Source organism: Nonomuraea glycinis, from assembly GCF_035920485.1.
Classification (GTDB): Bacteria; Actinomycetota; Actinomycetes; order Streptosporangiales; family Streptosporangiaceae; genus Nonomuraea; species Nonomuraea glycinis.
Map to the genome: position 1 here is coordinate 4,471,971 of NZ_CP109166.1, position 17,471 is coordinate 4,489,441.

Annotated in this window: 14 protein-coding genes; 6 read left to right on the plus strand and 8 right to left on the minus strand. The window is 64.1% G+C overall.

Annotated elements, in window-relative coordinates; genetic code table 11:
- Nucleotides 1-159: 159 nt before the first annotated feature.
- Together OHA68_RS21250 and OHA68_RS21255 are read left to right on the plus strand one after the other, a co-directional pair.
- The gene (locus OHA68_RS21250) at nucleotides 160-801 is read left to right on the plus strand and encodes a hypothetical protein (RefSeq protein ID WP_327109180.1); all 642 of its coding nucleotides are present in this window, start codon (nucleotides 160-162) and stop codon (nucleotides 799-801) included.
- Between the two features lie 13 nt (nucleotides 802-814).
- Complete coding sequence (locus OHA68_RS21255; RefSeq protein ID WP_327109181.1) at nucleotides 815-1,336, plus strand: hypothetical protein; 522 nt, start codon at nucleotides 815-817, stop codon at nucleotides 1,334-1,336.
- Between the two features lie 113 nt (nucleotides 1,337-1,449).
- Here OHA68_RS21255 and OHA68_RS21260 read toward each other — a convergent pair whose 3' ends face one another.
- The 3 genes from OHA68_RS21260 to OHA68_RS21270 form a co-directional block, all read right to left on the minus strand.
- Nucleotides 1,450-3,717, minus strand: a complete 2,268-nt coding sequence (locus OHA68_RS21260; protein ID WP_327109182.1) for an Lsr2 family DNA-binding protein — start codon at nucleotides 3,715-3,717, stop codon at nucleotides 1,450-1,452.
- Nucleotides 3,718-4,408: 691 nt separating this feature from the next.
- Entirely contained in the window at nucleotides 4,409-5,077 is a 669-nt protein-coding gene (locus tag OHA68_RS21265) for a hypothetical protein (protein WP_327109183.1), read from the minus strand.
- Between the two features lie 544 nt (nucleotides 5,078-5,621).
- Nucleotides 5,622-5,891 (minus strand): hypothetical protein, encoded by a 270-nt coding sequence (locus OHA68_RS21270; RefSeq protein WP_327109184.1) that lies wholly within the window; start codon nucleotides 5,889-5,891, stop codon nucleotides 5,622-5,624.
- Between the two features lie 388 nt (nucleotides 5,892-6,279).
- On the opposite strand from OHA68_RS21270, the gene OHA68_RS21275 reads away from it, so the two are divergent.
- Both OHA68_RS21275 and OHA68_RS21280 read left to right on the plus strand, forming a co-directional pair.
- The gene (locus tag OHA68_RS21275) at nucleotides 6,280-6,528 is read left to right on the plus strand and encodes a GntR family transcriptional regulator (RefSeq protein ID WP_327109537.1); all 249 of its coding nucleotides are present in this window, start codon (nucleotides 6,280-6,282) and stop codon (nucleotides 6,526-6,528) included.
- Between the two features lie 116 nt (nucleotides 6,529-6,644).
- Nucleotides 6,645-6,779: a hypothetical protein gene (locus tag OHA68_RS21280; RefSeq protein WP_327109185.1), complete on the plus strand. Its 135-nt coding sequence runs from the start codon at nucleotides 6,645-6,647 to the stop codon at nucleotides 6,777-6,779.
- On the opposite strand, the gene OHA68_RS21285 is transcribed toward OHA68_RS21280, so the two are convergent.
- Complete coding sequence (locus OHA68_RS21285; RefSeq protein ID WP_327109186.1) at nucleotides 6,776-7,732, minus strand: RNA-binding protein; 957 nt, start codon at nucleotides 7,730-7,732, stop codon at nucleotides 6,776-6,778. The two genes, OHA68_RS21280 and OHA68_RS21285, sit on opposite strands and share 4 nt — an antisense overlap.
- 576 nt (nucleotides 7,733-8,308) lie before the next feature.
- Between OHA68_RS21285 and OHA68_RS21290 the strand changes: the two genes are divergently transcribed.
- A complete protein-coding gene (locus OHA68_RS21290; protein ID WP_327109187.1) occupies nucleotides 8,309-8,590 on the plus strand; it encodes a helix-turn-helix domain-containing protein in 282 nt (93 codons plus the stop codon).
- A gap of 150 nt (nucleotides 8,591-8,740) precedes the next feature.
- On the opposite strand, the gene OHA68_RS21295 is transcribed toward OHA68_RS21290, so the two are convergent.
- Nucleotides 8,741-9,274, minus strand: coding sequence for a hypothetical protein (locus tag OHA68_RS21295; protein WP_327109188.1), 534 nt, complete (start codon nucleotides 9,272-9,274; stop codon nucleotides 8,741-8,743).
- Nucleotides 9,275-9,759: 485 nt separating this feature from the next.
- Between OHA68_RS21295 and OHA68_RS21300 the strand changes: the two genes are divergently transcribed.
- Entirely contained in the window at nucleotides 9,760-10,290 is a 531-nt protein-coding gene (locus OHA68_RS21300; protein WP_327109538.1) for a hypothetical protein, read from the plus strand.
- 177 nt (nucleotides 10,291-10,467) lie between these two features.
- On the opposite strand, the gene OHA68_RS21305 is transcribed toward OHA68_RS21300, so the two are convergent.
- From OHA68_RS21305 to OHA68_RS21315, 3 genes are all read right to left on the minus strand, one after another.
- Nucleotides 10,468-12,102 carry a cupredoxin domain-containing protein gene (locus OHA68_RS21305; protein ID WP_327109189.1) on the minus strand — a complete coding sequence of 545 codons (1,635 nt, stop codon included), beginning with the start codon at nucleotides 12,100-12,102 and terminating at the stop codon, nucleotides 10,468-10,470.
- Between the two features lie 70 nt (nucleotides 12,103-12,172).
- Nucleotides 12,173-16,102, minus strand: coding sequence for a ThuA domain-containing protein (locus tag OHA68_RS21310; protein ID WP_327109190.1), 3,930 nt, complete (start codon nucleotides 16,100-16,102; stop codon nucleotides 12,173-12,175).
- Nucleotides 16,103-16,281: 179 nt separating this feature from the next.
- Nucleotides 16,282-17,259, minus strand: coding sequence for a multicopper oxidase domain-containing protein (locus OHA68_RS21315; protein WP_327109191.1), 978 nt, complete (start codon nucleotides 17,257-17,259; stop codon nucleotides 16,282-16,284).
- Nucleotides 17,260-17,471 lie beyond the last annotated feature (212 nt).

Below are 17,471 nucleotides of genomic sequence, written 5' to 3' on the forward strand. Positions count from 1 at the left end.
GTAGATGGCGACCTCAATTGCGTAGAAACAAAGTTCCCACAAACTGTCACGTTCGGAAGTCCGTATCGAAAGTCAAAACCAACAGAGATTTTTGGCGTAGCCGACTTTCGTGGAGCCTCGTTCGGCAGTGAAGGAAAAGGCAAGTGCGTGTTCGCTCATATGGAGCTCAACAGTCCCGACTTCACTGACGCTACATTCCATGGTCGGGTTCTTTTTAGCAATGTGTCCATGAGCGGTAGATGCGACTTCCAGAACGTGCAGCACAATTATGCCATCGATCAGGGTTCTGCCCCCAGAAAACCTGTCCGACCCATCCTCTTTGATGGATTTCATTTCACCAATATTGTTGTCGATGAGGCCATCGAACTCAAGGGGTGGAAGTCCAGCGGCGAAGTTCGGCTTAGCTCGATTACATCCGATAAGGCACTTGAAGTATCAGAAGCAAATATCACGAGTTTGTCGGTTTGGAACACCAACGGTCTTAGCTTCATCGCTTACGGCAAGATCGCAAAGCTTCATCTATCTCGATGCCGATTTACTAACGGTGGACAGATCCGGATAGAGAAGAGCGAGATCAGTATCGAGCAATGCCTGACCAGCGCCCCCATGTCCATCGCCACAGTATCATTTGGCGATCAGCCAGCAATCCATGCATTAAACGGCACAGACCTCAATAACTTCATCTTCTCAGGACTGGACCTGGCTGTACATGCGAGGTTGTTTTTTTCTGCCAGGATCGTCGTCCTCTCGTGTGCGCGCGAAACGCTATCTCGCCCACTAGGATCGCTCGCTTCGACCTGAGTAGTGGAGGGCTTTGCATCACTACGGTTCCCTGGATGGCCAGCTTATCTACATTGGCGGCCATCTCTATTCGAGCTTCACGTCGGTACCTTCGGCATCTGACCTCCAAGCCGCCTACCGAGCATTGAGAAAATCCCAAGAAGATCGCAAAGATGAGCCTGGAAGTGCGGATTTCTACTATGGTGAAATGGAGATGCGACGGCTCGGAAAAATAGGCTCCTGGCCAGAGCGCATAATGCTGAACCTGTATTGGCTCGTATCTGGTTACGGCTTGCGCGCATGGCGCTCATTAACACTTCTTACCGCTATCTTGCTTGCAACTGCAGTACTCTTGCAGAGATTTGGCCTTGTACATCCGGTGGAGTTCAGCGACGCCCTCCTATTCTCGGTACAAAACTCCCTCTCCATCAGCAGCGCCAAGCTCTCTTCCGCTCTCAACAATGTTGGGTACTGGATGCAAATTGTTCAACGAGTTTCCGCCCCGGCATTCATTGCCCTTGCGGTATTCGCTTTGCGCGGTCGTGTTAAGAGATAGAAGATTTAAGACGACCCACCATCACAGCGTGGAGAGACGGCATCGGGTACCCACCCTGCTCAGGACCCATACACCGTGTTGATGAGCAGGTGGCTAGTGTTGCGTCGGTCATCTCAGTCGGTCGATAGGCCGTGGGCCCGTTTGTACTCCCTGATCAGTGATACAGGGAGTCGACCTCGGGCGTTCACCGGTCGGCCTTTAGCGTTGGCCCAGACACGTACTTGTGCGGGGTCGATGTCTTTCAACACCAAGTCGGGCTTCGTCTCACTATCGAGTAGAAACCCGGAGGCTTGTACGATCGCAGCCATGCGGGAGACCGCATGCGAAACCGTTCCCGCAGCCTTCGCCTCGATGGCCGAAGCCAGTGAGCGTAGCCGCGCCGCGATCAGTACTGGTGAAGCCGTGATTGCGTGATCGCTGCCTCTTCCCGCAACTCCTGCGATGCAGGGACTGCTGAGGAAGGCCAACGCCTCCTCGATTTCCTTCTTGTCGAGCGGCGTCTCCAGTGACGCCTTAGTCTCACGCCAGATGTCTCGCGTGTCTAAGTGGCCGGCGCCAAATTCGATGTCAACAGGATCATTCGCACTTTTCCACATGGCGTTGACCACTTGCACCAGTACTTCAGTCCGCCGTTCAGCTTCGCTCCAGGAGCGTTCTAGCACGTCGGCTTGGTTCGCGAGAAGCAGGGCCACGAGTTCGTGCGGATAGAGCGGCGTTTCGGAGTGACGGATTACTGCCTTGGCGAGGCGCTCGGCCGTCAGTATCGCCACATCTTCCTTATTGGCCTCCTGGAAGACCCGGGCGTCAAACCCGGGACCGACCAGCACGCTGTGCTCCGCCTGGTGACGAACGCGATGCTCACTGAGCCGCATGAATTTGACATCCTGATCGGTTACCAGACCGGCACCGTCTGTCTTGGCCTCCACGGCGATGCGCTGGCGACTTGTAGGAGAGAGCCACAGCGTTACGACAACATCTGTCTTGGCCGGGCCGCTATGCTCCTCCACTTCCACCCCGAGATATCGGAAGGCCTCGGCGAGAGCACGCTCAAATCGCTGGTAGTTGGCGCTGTCCGTGGATGAATCCACCACCTCCGCTGCCAGTTGCTCAGGCGCGGAAAGTCGCTGGCCGTTGTCGGCCACGCTGGTACCCGCTCCATTTGGCACGCTGTCTCGGTGAACATCGTGGCTCTGCTGGAGGGGCAGCGAGTTGGCAAGTGCCGTACCGAGGGCGGTCCTGCGCGTCACGTTGCCGATACGCTCTGCGAGCCCTGTCTCCATGAGCAAAGCGACGCGCGCGGTCACGTCCTTACGTGTGAGATTTGCGGTGGGGTACTTCTCGGCCAGGATCTTGGTCAGAGTAGCGGAATCCACTTCAGATTCCAGAGCGTCCAGCGTCTCCCCTAGGAGGGCAAGATTGAGATGCAGGTGGCGTATGAGGTCGACGGCCTCACCAGAACTGAGCCACTCAGCCGCGAGGTCGGTCGCCGCGAACCGATCCGGCCCCACCTGAACCAAAAGGTCCAGCCCTTGAAGGGTGTTGAGCGACTGCTCGGCCGACGACTTGCTGACAGCAAAACTCTCCGCGGAGAACTGAATGAACTGACTGCGTGAAAGGCCTGTCGCAGCAGTATCAACAAGACGACTGAAAGCCGTCATGTTCGCCCCGCCTGCGACATACCCCAACACTCGTTTGCGCGCTTGCAGTTCGTCCTGAGTGGCCATGCTGAGACGCCCGGCAAGTAGACTCGGAGGATCCGGAAGCTCTGCAGGAAGATTAGCAGCCTCCCTTAGCGACTCCAGGTTGCTTGGGCGGACAAGCTTCAACCGGGACAGCAGTGCCCGGCCGTCCTCTGTTAAAACTATCTTTCCGTTGGTCCAGTATTCGACCATCCCTGTGCCGCGTAGCCAGTACACTCGCCGCCGAACTTGGTCGAGCGCCTTCCAACCCATCCCATAGCTACCAACGGCGATCTGATTCAACTCATCGTGAGTGATGCCTTCGCCAACCGACTTCAATGCCTCGCCGAAGAAGCGAACATGCGCGTGGAACACAGCGATGAGGTAAGAGCCGTCAAGAGTCCTGAGGAAGTGCCTGGCTTCAGGCGTGAGGAGTACGCGCGATGGTCGGCCCTCACGAGTGAATAGACCGCAGCTACCCATGGAATGGAGCACCTGGCGCAGCGAGACCGGAGTTTCGGCATTCGGCCAGGTGAACGTACGATCCACTAGGGGGTCGGCATCGATGTCCCGCAACAGAGCAAGGAGGTTGTCCGTGACCTCGGAGAAGTGGCCTGGAACTTGGGGCGCCGTGCCAACTCGGTTCAGCCACGTGAGAGGAGATGGGAAGTTTTCACCGTCCGGCTCAAGCGCTTGCGACATAGATGTAGCCCCTGCTTTAGGCGGTCATACAGGTGATGTACGGCATCACGAGTCCAATCAATGATGGACTGAAGCGCCCAGCGGATCCAGCCCCTTAGCTCATATCGATACTCATCGGTCATCAGGCACCAGGCAGCTTCACGACCGAGATGGACCGTATGTGGGTACAGCACGCCGTCCATCGCATAGAGCTACGGTTGGGACTATGGCGCGATAAATCGAGGTCGGCACGGCTCTCCCACGTGATCGTGGGCCACCTGTGGGCCACGATCAACCTTGATCAAGTGACATCTACACATCATGCCTGCTCAAGGGCATCCCCATGAGGGAATGCGCAATCCTCTCCGGAGCCGGGTGCGTAGGTTCGAATCCTACAGGGGGCACTCGCGATTTACATCGTAAGATGGGCAGGGACCTGCGGAAACGCAGGTCCTTTGCGTTTCCGCGTGTGCCACTCCATGCCAGCAGATGCCCGTGATCCCGTACGAAGAGCGTACGGATCTTGGCGCCCTTCTAGGGACACCCCCATGATTGCCAACGAGACCACGATGTACGTCGAACTCGTGGAGGCATTCGCCTGGCCGCTGGCGCCCAAGCCCGCCACGTCGGCGTCGCCGATATTGGAACGACCTCACCAGTCAGCGCTCCCCACCATCGACGCGAGCGACGAACGCTACGTTTGCGCTGGTGGTTACGCCAGAGCGAGTCGCAGCCGCTCTCCCTTGGGAGTGAAGGTGAATCTCTGGTCGAAGCGACCCGATCCACGGCGCACCGCGAAAAGGACAGGCTCGTCGTATGCGGGCCATGGGGCGCCGGTCTCCGGATCGGAGCCGTTCCACAGGTGAAAAAAGACCATCGGGTCGTCCGGTGCGACGGACGCGTAAGCGAGGGTCTTGCCGTAGCGGGGATTGGAACCGCCGAAGAAGATGGAGGGCTCGCCGAATACTCCCAGGACGTCCGAGAGCATTCGGTCCTCCTTAAGCCACGGCTCCACCATGCCGGCCATCGTCGCGTAGTCGTCGGCGCTGAGGAGCCGCTCCATCCACAACCACTCACGTTCGCGGGCGAACTCCGCATAGACCGAGGCCATGCCGTACTCATTGGAGTCAGGGATCAACCGGGAGAACGCCTCAGTCGCGCCCGTAACGATGAACGAGCCACAGGACTCCATCGCCTCGTAGTGTCCTGCAACCGCTGCCTCCGACCGCTCAACGTAGGCCAGGTGGTCGATCACAAGCCGTACGGCCGCCTCACCGCCGTACATGCCCGGCCTTCGCAGCGTCTGATTGAGCTGCTCAACCAGGAAGCCGTGAATATCTTCGGACGGACGAAGTCTTGCTGGGAAGGACATAAAGATCATTATTTCATGGGCCCGACGCGAAATACATTTCAACCTGAGCACCCGGTTGAACCGACCACGATCAACCTTCCGTCCAAGCCTGTAACGGCGAGACAGCCCATGGCACTCGTGGTTCCTCATTCGGTTGTGATCGGTGCGTGTCAGCAGATTTGCCGGATTGGTGAGGTGCTGTTATCGGGGGCCTCGGCGATCAGCTGGGCGGCCCCTGGAGTAGTGCTTACGGCAGATGTACGCGACCGTTTGGGTCTTTGCCTCCTGGCTGGCCTTGATCCGGCTGCGCCGCCAGGCTTTGGTGGTGACATCGTCGGGGTCTTTGCATTTGTGTCGCTTCTCGAAGTCGGCGATGAGCATCACTCAAATCTCGCGTGCGTGCTTGTAGCATCCCCTGCCGGTCTCCTCGTAGCCCTCGGGATGCGCAGCTCGGAGAAAGAGGAGCTGCTCGCCCTGGCTCGCCCACTCGTACACTCCGCAGCACGATGTCTCCGTGATCCGAATGTGGTACCTCCGAGGACGTAGGTAAGGTTCCCAGCACGGTTCGGGCACGTCAGGAGCCGGCACGGCTGCTCGGCCCTTCTGTGGCGTACTCCTGCAGGTAGCGGAAGACGCTGCGACGGCATCGCTGCCACGCGCACGCGAAGGCGAGCTCCAGCAGCGTGTCCGCTTCGAGCTGCGGCTTGACGCCATAGGCGATCTCGTCGGCGGCCAGTTGGGGCAGGGGCCTTGCCCGCCAGCCGCCGAGCTGGTTGCGCCACACGTAGAAGCGTCTGAACGCGCCGCGCAGGTCGTGAGGCGAGACACCGAAGATGGAAGTCATGGCTGATTGATCTCCCGGTGTTGTGTTAGGCAGCGGCGGCTGCGCTGCCAGGTGCAGGCGAAACAAGTTCAAGAGGCGTAGCCGTCAATTCCGAAGACGTCTCGTCCACGAAGACGCTCCATAGGTACGGCGACGCGACCCGGGAGTGCGGCAGATGGGTCGCGTCGCCGCTGCCTTGCAGTCCCCGCGCGGCAGCACGACGGCGGACGCCTGGGAAGAGTCGTCGCCGTCGCGCAGGTCTTTGGTCACCGACAGGCCGGACTCCAGCTCCCTGAGGTGCTCAAGACCATGCCGACACGATAGCCGAGATAACCATGCTTAACCATGGTCTTCCAAGGTAATGCGTGAGCTTCCACGCGTGCGCATAGGTGAATACGGTCATTAGGTGATGATCGAGTGGCGGGCGAACGCACCGAAGTGGGTCCAGGTGGCCGACGTGCTCAAGGCCAGAATCGCGGACGGCACGTACCCTCCGGACACGCAGCTGCCGTCACAGCATCAACTCGTGGAGGAGTTCGGCATTGCACCGAACACTGCTCAGAAGGTGTTGACCAGGTTGCGCCAGGAGGGCACCGCGTATTCAGTTCGCGGTGTGGGCACTTTCGTCCGGAGCGATGAGGCCCCGCAGGACGACTGATCAACTGACTCGCCTCCTAACTCGATCATCCGAGTCGCAGACGGTCCAAGCGCACTCAGAGACCCACGACCGCCTGGGCTATTCCGGCCCTCTACACGAAGTCCGGAAAGCCCCCCATGCGCGTGATGAAGGTCTTCTGGTCGGCGGCGGTGGCGCTGTCGCTGTGGGATCTGCTGGTCGAGCCCCTGTTCGCCGTGACGGTGATGGTCACCTGCAGCGCTGACAACACCTCTATGGGCGATGAGTGTTAAGGCATCCATCGTGCGCGGAGCACGCCATCGGGATCGGGCATCACAGCAGCCATCAGCGGGGTACGTTCATCCTCGTAGCAGGAGAGGATCAGCACCGCGCGGGCTCCGGCCAGCATGGCGGGCAGTGCCGAATGCTCGGTTTCGTCGACGTTCAGGCTGGTGATGTGCCCCTGAGGGCTCTGCCAGACAATCTCAACGAGGCCGTCGGGAAGGCCGGCAAGGGCTGCGTCCACGTCTGTCGATAGGTCGGGCCAAATCAGCAGCCTGGCCCGCGGGGTGAGCCGGGTCCGTGTCGGGGCAACCTCATCGAGGGTGATCCGGTGCCAGCGTGAAGCGTTGGAGAGATAGCCCTCCTCGAGCACCACCGCGCCTTGCTTGCTGATGAGAGCATTCAGCTCGGCCCAGAAGGCGTCGTTGGCAGGGCGGCGCCGTGCAGAATCGTCTTCATTGAGTTGTGGGTCGTACGGTGACTGGTTGATCGGTTCGGCGAAGAGCCCGCGCTGGTGGGTGAACGCCACCGCGTGCGGGCACGGTAGCGCGCTGCCGACATAGACGTACTGGTCGTAACCGATGTGGACGAAGAAGCGGTCCTCGGCCTCCAAGCGACACCAGGCACCGTTGTCGCGCAGCATCGCCCGGACCAACTCCAGGGCGACGGACATCGGCACCTGCGCGCCGTCGTGGTAACCGGTCAGGTCGGGCGGGAACAGCCCGGCCAGGCCGTGACCGTCGATCGGAGGCTCTACACCGAAGTTGACGAAGTCGGTCACCTCAGGTTCGCGGATGGTGAGGTGGGTGATGCCCGTATCTTCGGCGAAAGCGGCCACAGACGCCAGGTAGGCCGCTTCCACCGGGCCGTGGTCGCTGTACACGTCCTCGGGACCGACGTAGCGGCCCTGTTCATCGCGGTCGGCTGGGTCGTACTTTGTGACGCGGTAGATGTGGAGTCCCATGTCAGCCTGGTCATCGACGGGATGGACCTGAGGTGATGTCGCCGGCGAGCTAGGGCCGGCCATAGGAACGTTCACCGTCCCTATTTTGGTGGAAGGTCTGATCTTTGCACGATGCTCAAGCGTTGCTCATAGATGGCTGCACACGGCTTGCTGGCGACGTTTGCCCACCAGGATCTCGCAATGGCTTTCCTCTGGAGTGGGGTGCAGCCCTGTCCGTGGACCCATCGTGGACCGAGAGAGATTCCCACTGCGGGCTGCCAGGATGTATTGCAGGTCAACCGCAGTTGGCTAGATATTTCTGCAATCCTTCGGAGCCGGGTTTGTAGGTTCGAATCCTACGGGGGCACTCGATCTTGATCGGTGTTGTGGCCGCTGACCAGGGCAAACATCATAGGAACGGGCGGGAACGGAGTCCCGCCCGTTCTCGTTGACGCTCGCAGGTCGTGGGCCAGTCCTGGAGCGTCCGTCCTGGTGTCGACGGTCAGGAAGCCCCACGTCAGCCGCGCTGCCCTCAGGCCGGTTCAGCGTCGCCTGCGTCAGCAGATCCGCTAGAGCCAACCGAGTGCTGATCTGTCGTTGCGCCACCTGGGCGGCAAGCTGCGTGAGCTGCGATTCGGGCTGGGCGGCGAGGCCGTGCGCATCCCGTACTGGCTCGCGCTCGGGCGGCGGATCGAGCTTGGCCTGTCCCAGGCCGAGCGGGCCGGGATGACGCAGCCTCAGGTCTCCCGGATGGAGGGCGGCGACGCCGTGGCCACACTTCCGCTGCTACGGCGCCTGGCGAAGGCCTTGGACGGTGTGTTGAACGTCGCCATTGACGAGGGTGACTCCCGCGTGACTTTCACCCCGCACGCTGCGTGAACCTGAGCCCGGTTGTTGAGCTGGGGCCAGAGTTCGTTCCCATTGCGTAGTTCGTGGTCGAAGGCGTCGAGGCCGCCGGTCGGGCGGCCTCGACGACTCCTCCGGTGCGCCTGGATGAGCGCCACTTCGGACGGCGCAGGCTAGGTGGCCCTACAACCCGTACTTGCTCCAAAGAAATAGTGCTGCGCCATCGACTCTCACAGACTGCCACTCTTTCGATGTCAGGCTGCTTTTGATATCGGTCAGAGCCGGTGTGATATTAGCTTTGGTGAGACGTTCGTTCACCATCACGTAAACCTGATTGAAGCATTCCGCTTTCGTCTTCCGACTGCTCTTCATTGCGAGAATCTTCTTGCTCATATCATTGTGATATGGTTCGAACCTGCGGAGAAGGACTGCGCGGGTTTTTGTCAGCGGGGTCCCGGAGGCCGACCCGGGGTTCTGCAAGATGTTCTCCACCCTCGCTAGGGTCGCTATTTGACTTGCGGTGAGATCGCGTGAGGCGATGAGGGTGTCGAAGTATTCTTTGACAGGTTTGTTGGCGTAGATGTTCTCCGCCATTGCGTCCAGGATTTTGGACAGCTGCTGATCGGTGAAGAATGTCGTCAGCAGGGTTTTGGTCTTGTTGATGGCCGTCTGCTTGGGCGTGATCGAGGCTTGTAGAAGGCCCGGTTGGGCTGACATCGATGCGTGAGTAGCACCCATCGACGCGTGGGTCGGTGACGATGGAGTCGCGCTTGCCACTGAGGCATTCGTAAGGCAGACCGACAACGTGAGGGCAGCGGCCAGAAGAGAGGTTCGAGGCACGGGCGTCACGTTACTCATGCCCTTCGGTGTCCGTCCATGGTGACGTCTCGGCGCAGGGCTTGGGTGAGCGGCCCACTGATGCCGTGGGCGATGCCGAGGTTGGCGGGGCGCTCGATCTTGACCGACGGTTCGGGTCGCTGACCAGGGTGAACATCGTACGAACGGGCGGGTCTTCAGTCTTACGGAGCCCCGCCCGTTCTCCTTGACGCTCGCCGGCTGTCGGCCGGTCGTGGGCCACCAGTCCGGCGTCTTGGCCTACCGCTCTACATCCCGTTCTCAGAGATTGGCGGTCAGCGAGCAGAAACGCTCAGCAGTCGATTTAGGGCGTGTATCGGAGGTGTTCTAGGTTGGCTCAGGTGAGCATGCCGGGGTGGAACTATCGGTACGTGGGACCGGCTGAACTGAAGGCCGCGGTACGACCTGGCAGCGGCGGCTGCCGGATCGGATCGGCGACCGATTTCGACAACTGGGTCGCCGAGCGTTCGGCGGCGGAACTGGTCGAGCCGTTCACCTTTGTGGTCGGCGCGGACGGCGTGCTTTGGTTGGCGCCGCGACAGAGCGAGCATGTGGCCTGTGCAGGCGGACGATCGGTCCTGAGCGCCGGCGAGATCAGCTTCGCCACCGAGGCAGACAGATGGGTCGTGCGTGAGGTCACCAACCAATCAACCGGGTACTGCCCGGATGTTAGCTCCTGGGCATCGGTCGTCCAGGCTCTCGATCGTGTAGGGCTCAGGCATCCGTCCGGCTTCACTCACGAAGTGATATTCCGACGCTGTCCTGGGTGCCAGGAGCACAACATCGTGCGCGAGAGCGACTTCGTTTGCGTCTTCTGCGGCAGTGATCTGCCTGAGCAGTGGAACGTGGACCCGCTGATTGGGGGCGGTGTCGGCTGAACCGCTGCGCCATCAGGGGGTCAGGACGCGTGTGCGCGTGACTCCTCTCCCGATGCTGGCGACCGGCTCGCCTCATCGGCGGCCGCCTGTTCAGCACGTGTGAGCGGCCCCCGTCCTCGGACGGAGGCCGCTCACCGGCTGACGGACTCGCCTGTCGGGGAGGCCGTCACGAGGGCGTCACTCGCCGCCGGGTTCCACGATCATGAACTTGGCCGTGCCCACCGACATGTTCCCGGCCTTGTCGGTGGCCCGGTAGGACAGGGTGTGCTCGCCGGGCTGGTTGATCGACAGCGGCTTCGTGTATGCCGCGAACGGCTGGCCGTCGAGCGAGTACTCCACTTTGTCCAGGCCGGAGCCGACGTCGCTCGCCGTCAGCTTCACCGTCGCCGAGCCGACGTAGTTCCAGGCCCAGTCCTGGGTGCCGGTGATCGCGGCCGCCACCTGCGGCAGCGTGGTGTCGTCCTCCGGAAGCACCACGGTGAACCTCAGCGTCGCCACCGGCGAGGTGTTCCCGGCCTTGTCGGTGGCCCGGTAGGACAGGGTGTGCGCGCCCGCCTTGTTGACCGACACGGGGGACGGGTACTCGATGTACGGCCCGCTGTCGAGCGAGTACTCCACCGTCTCGACCCCCGACTCGGTGTCGCTCACCGAGATCATCACGGTCGCCGCGCCGACGTAGTTGCCCGCCGAGTCCTGCGGGCCCGACAGCAGCGCCGAGACCTGCGGCGGGGTCTTGTCCTTCCCCTCCGAATCCGCCACCGTGAACTGCACCGAGCCCACGGGCGAGGTGTTGCCCGCCTTGTCGGTGGCCCGGAAGGTCACCGTGTGCGCGCCGGGTTGGTTGACCGACAGCGGCTGCGTGTACGCCACGAACGGCTGGCCGTCGAGCGAGTACTCCACGGTGTCCACCCCGGAGCCGGTGTCGCTCGCCGTGATCGTGACGGTCGCCGCGCCCTCGTAGTCGCCGTCCTCGTCCTGGTCACCGGTCACCTTCCCGGTGACCTGCGGGGGAGTGGTGTCCTCCTCCTGCGGAGCCGCCACCGTGAACTCCACCGAGTCCACGGGCGAGGTGTTGCCCGCCTTGTCGGTGGCCCGGAAGGTCACCGCGTGCGCGCCGGGCTGGTTGACCGACACCGGGGCCGCGTAGGCCGCGAACGCCCCGCCGTCGAGGGCGTACTCCACGGTGTCCACCCCGGACTCGGTGTCGCTCGCCGTGATCGTGACGGTCGCCGCGCCCACGTAGGCGCCGTTCTCGTCCTGGTCGCCCGCCACCTGCGCGGAGACCTGCGGTGCGGTCGTGTCCTCGCCCCCGCCTTCGGTGACGATGAGCTCGCCGACCATCTGGCTGTGCCCGGGGATCGCGCAGTAGTAGCGGTACTTGCCGGGGGTGAGGTTCACCTGGGCGATGTGCCGGCCGCCGTCGGCGTCGAAGGGGCTGGCGATGATGTTGAGGCTGACGTCGTGGTTGTAGCCGGGGGTGGAGGTGTCGAACGTCAGCGTGTGCGTCATGCCGCTGGTGTTGCCGGTGGCCGCGCTGTTCTCGAAGACGATGGTGGTGGGACCCGCCGTCGCCGATTCCGGCGCCGACTTGTACGCGGTCATGCTGTTGTCGGCGGTCCAGGTGAGCACCTGGTCCGCCGCCTGCGCGGCGGTGAGTTGGGTACGGGGCTGCGCGGTGGCCTGGATCGACGACAGGAAGAGCGCGGGGAGCGCCACGGCGAGCAGCGCCATGGCGAGGCGTGGCGCCGTCACCGCTCCGGCCGCCCGCCGTAAGGCTCTGATCACGAGGGAGGGGAGAGATCCGACATGCATGTGTCTGCACCTTTCCGAGCTGGGGGTGGGGTGCCGGGCACGGGTATCGCCTCCCGGCCCGGCACCCGGCCTAGAGTTCGCGCACGCGGACGTTGCGGAAGTCGACCACGTCGTCGCCGCCGTGGTTCTGCAGCCCGATGAACCCGCTGATGAACTGGCGCAGGTCCGTGGGCGGGTCACCGGCGCGGGAGGACGCCTTGCCCGGCGTGTTGTCGAACTGGTTGATCACGGTGCCGTTGCGGATGATCGTGTAGTGCTGGCCGACCACCCGGACCTCGTAGTCGTTCCACTGTTCCTTCGGGGTCACCCCGGCCCGGTTCAGGCCATTGGGCAAGAAGTTGTAGACGGAGCCCGTCTTCTGCGGCTCGCCCGTGTCGCCGTCGTAGATCTGGATCTCGTGGCCACAGAAGATCGCGACCCACGCGGGTGACGTGCGCGCCGTGCCGACCGTGCCGCAGCTTCCGGCGGGACGCTGCTCCAGCGGGGTCCTCGGGTCAGGGAACCGGACGAAGACGCCGGTGTTGGCGCGATGCTGGTCGGGCGAGCTGTCCCGGAACTGCAGCCGGACCGAGAAGTCCGCGTACGCCTTGTCGGAGTACCACAGCATGCCCAGACCGCCGGAGCTGCGGATCGTGCCGTCCGGCTGGAGGGTGAACTGCCCGGACGGGGCCTGGCTCCAGCCCTGCAGCGACGACGCCGTGCCGTCGAAGATGGGCTGGTACCCGGTCACCTTCCCGACCTCCGACTCGGCGCCGGCGGTGCGCAGCGCCTCCGCCTCCTGGGCGGTGATGACGCCGCCGTCGAGGAGCTGCTGCACGACGGTGCCGAGGTGCTTGACGAACTGGTTGTGGTTCTTCCACTCGCGCTCGTCGTCGATCAGGTCGTTGATCGTGCAGCCGCCGCCGGCCGCCTTGTTGCGTACGCCGGTGAAGGCGTCGAGCAGCTGCACCGTCGGCCGGGCGTCGGGCGCGGCGCAGCCGACCGTGACAGCGATCTTCCCGGTGGCCTGCTCGCCGTCGGCGTAGGTGACCTTCAGCGTCGCCTGGTAGGCGCCGAAGCCGGCGTAGGTGTGCGTCGGGGTGGCCTCCGTCGACGGCTCGCTGCCGTCGCCGAAGTTCCACTCCCACGCCACGCCGCCGGCCTTGGCGCTGGAGAACGTCATCGTCCTGGGCTCGGCGTTCTGCCGGGCGGGTTGCGCCACGGCGGCGGCCGGGTCCGGCGTCGCCGGGCCGCCCTTGTACGTGACGCGGACCAGCTTCTGATTCGCGTGCAGGCTGAAGAAGCCGCTGCCGTAGTCGAGCATGTAGAGCGCGCCGTCGGGACCGAACTTCGCGTCCATCCACGACTGGAGCTGGTTGGCGGCGCCGCCGGTCGGGATGATGTTCCGCAGGTCCTCGGCGAACGCCGGCCGGCCCGCGTTCCGGGCGGTCTCCGGGTTCACGGTCACGGCGATGCGGTTGTTGCCGTTGGCCTCGTCACCGATGAACCACTTGTTGTCCCAGTACTCCGGCCACGCGAGCCCGCTGTTGGTGTTGGTCTGGGCGCGGTGGTAGGTCGGGCCCGACATGACCGCCTGGCCGCCGCCCTTGAGGTAGGGCATGGTGAAGGTCTCCTCGCCCTGCTTGTACGTGGGGAGACCGCTGTCGTCCTGCCGCTTCGGGTAGACCGGGCCGCCGCCCTGCGGCGAGTACCAGATCATGTTGGCGCGCGCCGGCGGGATGTCGACGAGGCCGGTGTTGCGCGGCGAGGTGTTCTTCAGGTTGTCGCAGTCGTACCACTCGGCGGGCTGGGTGGCGTCGCTGTTGCTGCGGTCGCGGTAGGGCTGCTTGTTGCCCATGCAGTACGGCCAGCCCTGGTTGCCGGCGGAGGTGAGAACCGTCAGGGTCTCGTACTTCGCCGGTCCCCACGTCTCGCTCGGGCCGCCGGCGTCCGGACCGACCCAGCCGGCCGTGAGCCAGTCGTTCTCCTTGTCCCACTGCAGCCGCGCGATGTTGCGTACGCCCATCACCCAGATCTCCGCGCGGGTCTTGCCGCCGCCCTCTTCCTTGCCGGTGAACAGGTTGCCCTCGGGGATCGTGTAGGTGCCGTCGGCCTCCGGGTGGATGCGGAGGATCTTGCCGTTGAGGTCGTTGGTGTTGCCGGCGGTACGGCGGGCGTCCTGGAACGAGGTGCCCTTGTAGTCCTGGGTCCAGTTGTTCCCGGAGTAGCCGCCGGATCCGCCGGAGGAGTTGCTGTCACCGGAGCCGATGTAGAGGTTGCCGGCCTCGTCGAAGGTCATGCCGCCGCCCGCGTGGCAGCAGCTGTGGATCTGGGTGTCCCACTGCAGGAGGTCCTTGCGGCTGGTCAGGTCGATCGTCTGGGTCCGCGAGTCGTAGTCGAACCGGGAGACCGTCCGCTTGCCGATGCGCCGGTTCCGGTCGATCGACGCGTGCGGCATCCAGTACGCGTAGATCCAGCCGTTCTCCGCGAAGTCCGGGTCGAGGGTGATGCCGACCAGGCCCTCCTCGTTCTTGATCAGCTCGTCGCCACCGCCGCCGCGGTTGCCCATGACGGGCAGCGTGGTCAGCAGCTTGACCTGCTTGGTCCTCGGGTCCCACTGGTGGATGGTGCCGCAGCCGAGGCCCACCTTCGGGTCGTTCCAGTCGAGGATCGGGCCGGTGGTGCAGGCCGCCTTGCCGATGTAGAACACCTTGCCGTTCGGCGCGATGGTCAGGCCGTGCGGCTCGCCGATCTGGTCGAGCTGGCCCTGCGTGTTCGGCGCGGTCAGCCGTTCCACGGTGTAGTTGGCCGCGATGGTCGCCTGGCAGTCGCCCCGGACGATGCCGGTCGCCCACCGGATGGCGCCGGCGAGGTGGGTGCGGAACTGGTCGTCGCTGGTGTAACTCGCCTTGGTGCCGCCCATGCCGGTGTAGAAGGACCGGCCGCCGTCGTAGTCACGGCACCAGGAGACCGGATGGAACGGGCCGTTGCCGTTCATGCTCGGGTTGTAGGTCCACTCCTCGACCTGCGCGATCGTGTGGACCTTGCCCACCGGATTGGGGTTCCAGCTCAGCCACTTGTCGGTCCGCTGCAGGGTGAGCGGAAGTCCCTCGTTCGCCGGATGCCCGCGGTCGAGGATGTCCACGACGGCCTTCTGCTCCTTCGGCGCGGGGGGAGGCGCGGAGTCGGGCCCGAACAGCCGCAGCTCGGCGAGCTGGATCAGCGGCTCACCGCTGTTCGCGGTGATGTTGAGCCGGTAGTACGGGTACGCCGTGGTGTTTTCGAACTTGTATTCCTTGCTCTGGAACCGCTGGGGGAAGGTCTCCCCGCTGCGCTTGTCGAGATCCGTCCAGGTCGTCCCGTTCTGCGAGCCCTGGAGGGTCCAGTCCTTCGGGTCCCGGCCGGCGAAGTCGTTGGCCGACGTCAGCGCGTAGTGCGCCACCGCGACGGCCTTGTCCAGCTTGCCCTGCACCCACGCGGTCGGCGTACGCGCCAGCCACTTGGTGTCGTTGTCCCCGTCGAAGGCCTTGTCCTTGGTCTCGTTCGGCGGGTTGTCCCCGCTCGCCGCGCTCTCCGTCACCTTCTCCGCGATGGGGAGGGCGCCGACGGGACGGGTGCCGATCAGCTCGGTGAACCAGGCCGAGTCCACCTGCGCGCGGGCGGCGTCACGGATGCCGACGAACCCGCCGCCGCCCCTGATGAACGCCTGGAAGGCGGCGAGCTCCGACGCGTCCAGATTCACGCCCTTGGCGGACAGGAACACCACGCCGCGGAACCGGGCCAGGTTGTCGGCGGTGAAGACCGCCGGATCCTGGGCCTCCTCGACGGAGAACCCGTTCTTCTTGCTCAGTTCCCTGATCGCCGTCGCGGCCGCCCGTACCGGGTCGTCCTGCTGCGCGGCCTGACCGCTGAAGACCAGCACGTTGACGGCGGGCTTCTTGGCGGCCGGGGCGGGGTCCTGGGCCTGGGCTGACACGGCGGTCGGGGCCGCCAGCCCGAGCACCAGGACGGCACTCGCCATCGTGATCAGTACGCGTCGCCAGGCGGGTGGTCGGGGCGGTAAACAGCCTGTTCGACCCATCATCGCTCCTTGGGTTGGGGGGTGATTCGGACCGTCGGCCGCGGTCCGGGGCGTGGATGTCTGCGTGGGGCCGTGCTTGTATGGCAGGGGAGACCGGATCCGGTCTCGGGGGCGGGCCGTCAGTGGCCCGAGTGGTCACCGCCCGAGTGACCGCCGCCCGGTTGACCTGGCACGTTCCCGGCCGCGTCCGTCACCGTGAAGATGCCGGCCATCCCCATGTCGGAGTGGCTCTGGACGTGGCAGTGGTACATCCACGCCCCCGGGCCGACCCGCTCGCCCGCGATCACCTGGAAGCCGAACGACTCGGCGGGGCCGGTGATCTTGGTGTCGATGATCCGGCTCTGGTCCTCAAGGCTCTCCAGCAGGCCGGTGCGGTTGTCGGCCCAGCGGTGCCCGTGGATGTGGAACGTGTGGTAGAACTCGCCGTGGGTGATCACGATCCACTCCACCCGCTCGCCGACCTTGGCGACGAACTCCGGCGCGGCGTGCGCGGGGCGATTGTTGATCATCATGTCGTTGAAGACGACGGTGAACGTCTTGTCCGGCCTGACGTCCGTCTTCCGCCGGACCACCAGCGGGCCGTACAACCCCCGCCGGATGCCGATCGTGCCGTGATCGGTCCCCACCACGTGGTCGTGGTAGTGCCAGTAGCCCGCGCTGCCGGGCTCGATGCCGGCGCCGCCGCCGCGCCTGCCCTGCGCGTGGGTGCGCCAGATGTAGGTGCGCCGGCTCCCGGGCTCGACCACGCTGTCGTTCAGTCGCGTACCGTCGCTGGCCACGTCGTAGTTCACCCCGTGGGCGTGCAGGCTCGCCGTCACGTCCAGGTTGTTGACCAGCTCGATCTCGAGCGTGTCGCCCTCGACCAGCTCGATGAGTGGCCCGGGAATCGTGGCCTTGCCGGGCTCCAGGCCGTAGCCCAGCTGGCCGTCCTCCAGCCGCTCGGCGTACAGGGTGATGCGGCGGACCGCGCCCGTGGCCGTGCCGGCCGAACGGGCCTGGGTCGACGCCGCGGTCTGATTCGCCGGGACCAATGCCGCCAGCGCGGCAGCCGTCGCGGACGTGGTGAAGACACGCCGGGAGAGCAGGCTTTTCGCCATGCCTCTGCCTACCTCGGTCATGGTTCCCCAATCGGTGACGCTTTGAGGGCGACTTGCGGGTGCTCGGGACACTGCTTACGCGCGCGACGTGGGCCTGGCCTGGACCGGTCGCGTCATGATGGGTGATGCTGCGGAGTCAATGAGATCGACTTTCGATCGAAGTACGCGCCATTTTCGGTAAAATGTCAATAAGTAACGGCGAAAGACGCGGA

Bases quoted from the DNA above. Each gene is read 5' to 3' on its own strand.
- OHA68_RS21250 (WP_327109180.1), top strand. From the start codon at position 160: ATGGAGCTCAACAGTCCCGACTTCACTGACGCTACATTCCATGGTCGG.
- OHA68_RS21260 (WP_327109182.1), bottom strand. From the start codon at position 3,717: ATGTCGCAAGCGCTTGAGCCGGACGGTGAAAACTTCCCATCTCCTCTC.
- OHA68_RS21265 (WP_327109183.1), bottom strand. From the start codon at position 5,077: ATGATCTTTATGTCCTTCCCAGCAAGACTTCGTCCGTCCGAAGATATT.
- OHA68_RS21270 (WP_327109184.1), bottom strand. From the start codon at position 5,891: ATGACTTCCATCTTCGGTGTCTCGCCTCACGACCTGCGCGGCGCGTTC.
- OHA68_RS21275 (WP_327109537.1), top strand. From the start codon at position 6,280: ATGATCGAGTGGCGGGCGAACGCACCGAAGTGGGTCCAGGTGGCCGAC.
- OHA68_RS21280 (WP_327109185.1), top strand. From the start codon at position 6,645: ATGCGCGTGATGAAGGTCTTCTGGTCGGCGGCGGTGGCGCTGTCGCTG.
- OHA68_RS21285 (WP_327109186.1), bottom strand. From the start codon at position 7,732: ATGGGACTCCACATCTACCGCGTCACAAAGTACGACCCAGCCGACCGC.
- OHA68_RS21295 (WP_327109188.1), bottom strand. From the start codon at position 9,274: ATGTCAGCCCAACCGGGCCTTCTACAAGCCTCGATCACGCCCAAGCAG.
- OHA68_RS21300 (WP_327109538.1), top strand. From the start codon at position 9,760: ATGCCGGGGTGGAACTATCGGTACGTGGGACCGGCTGAACTGAAGGCC.
- OHA68_RS21305 (WP_327109189.1), bottom strand. From the start codon at position 12,102: ATGCATGTCGGATCTCTCCCCTCCCTCGTGATCAGAGCCTTACGGCGG.
- OHA68_RS21310 (WP_327109190.1), bottom strand. From the start codon at position 16,102: ATGGCGAGTGCCGTCCTGGTGCTCGGGCTGGCGGCCCCGACCGCCGTG.
- OHA68_RS21315 (WP_327109191.1), bottom strand. From the start codon at position 17,259: ATGGCGAAAAGCCTGCTCTCCCGGCGTGTCTTCACCACGTCCGCGACG.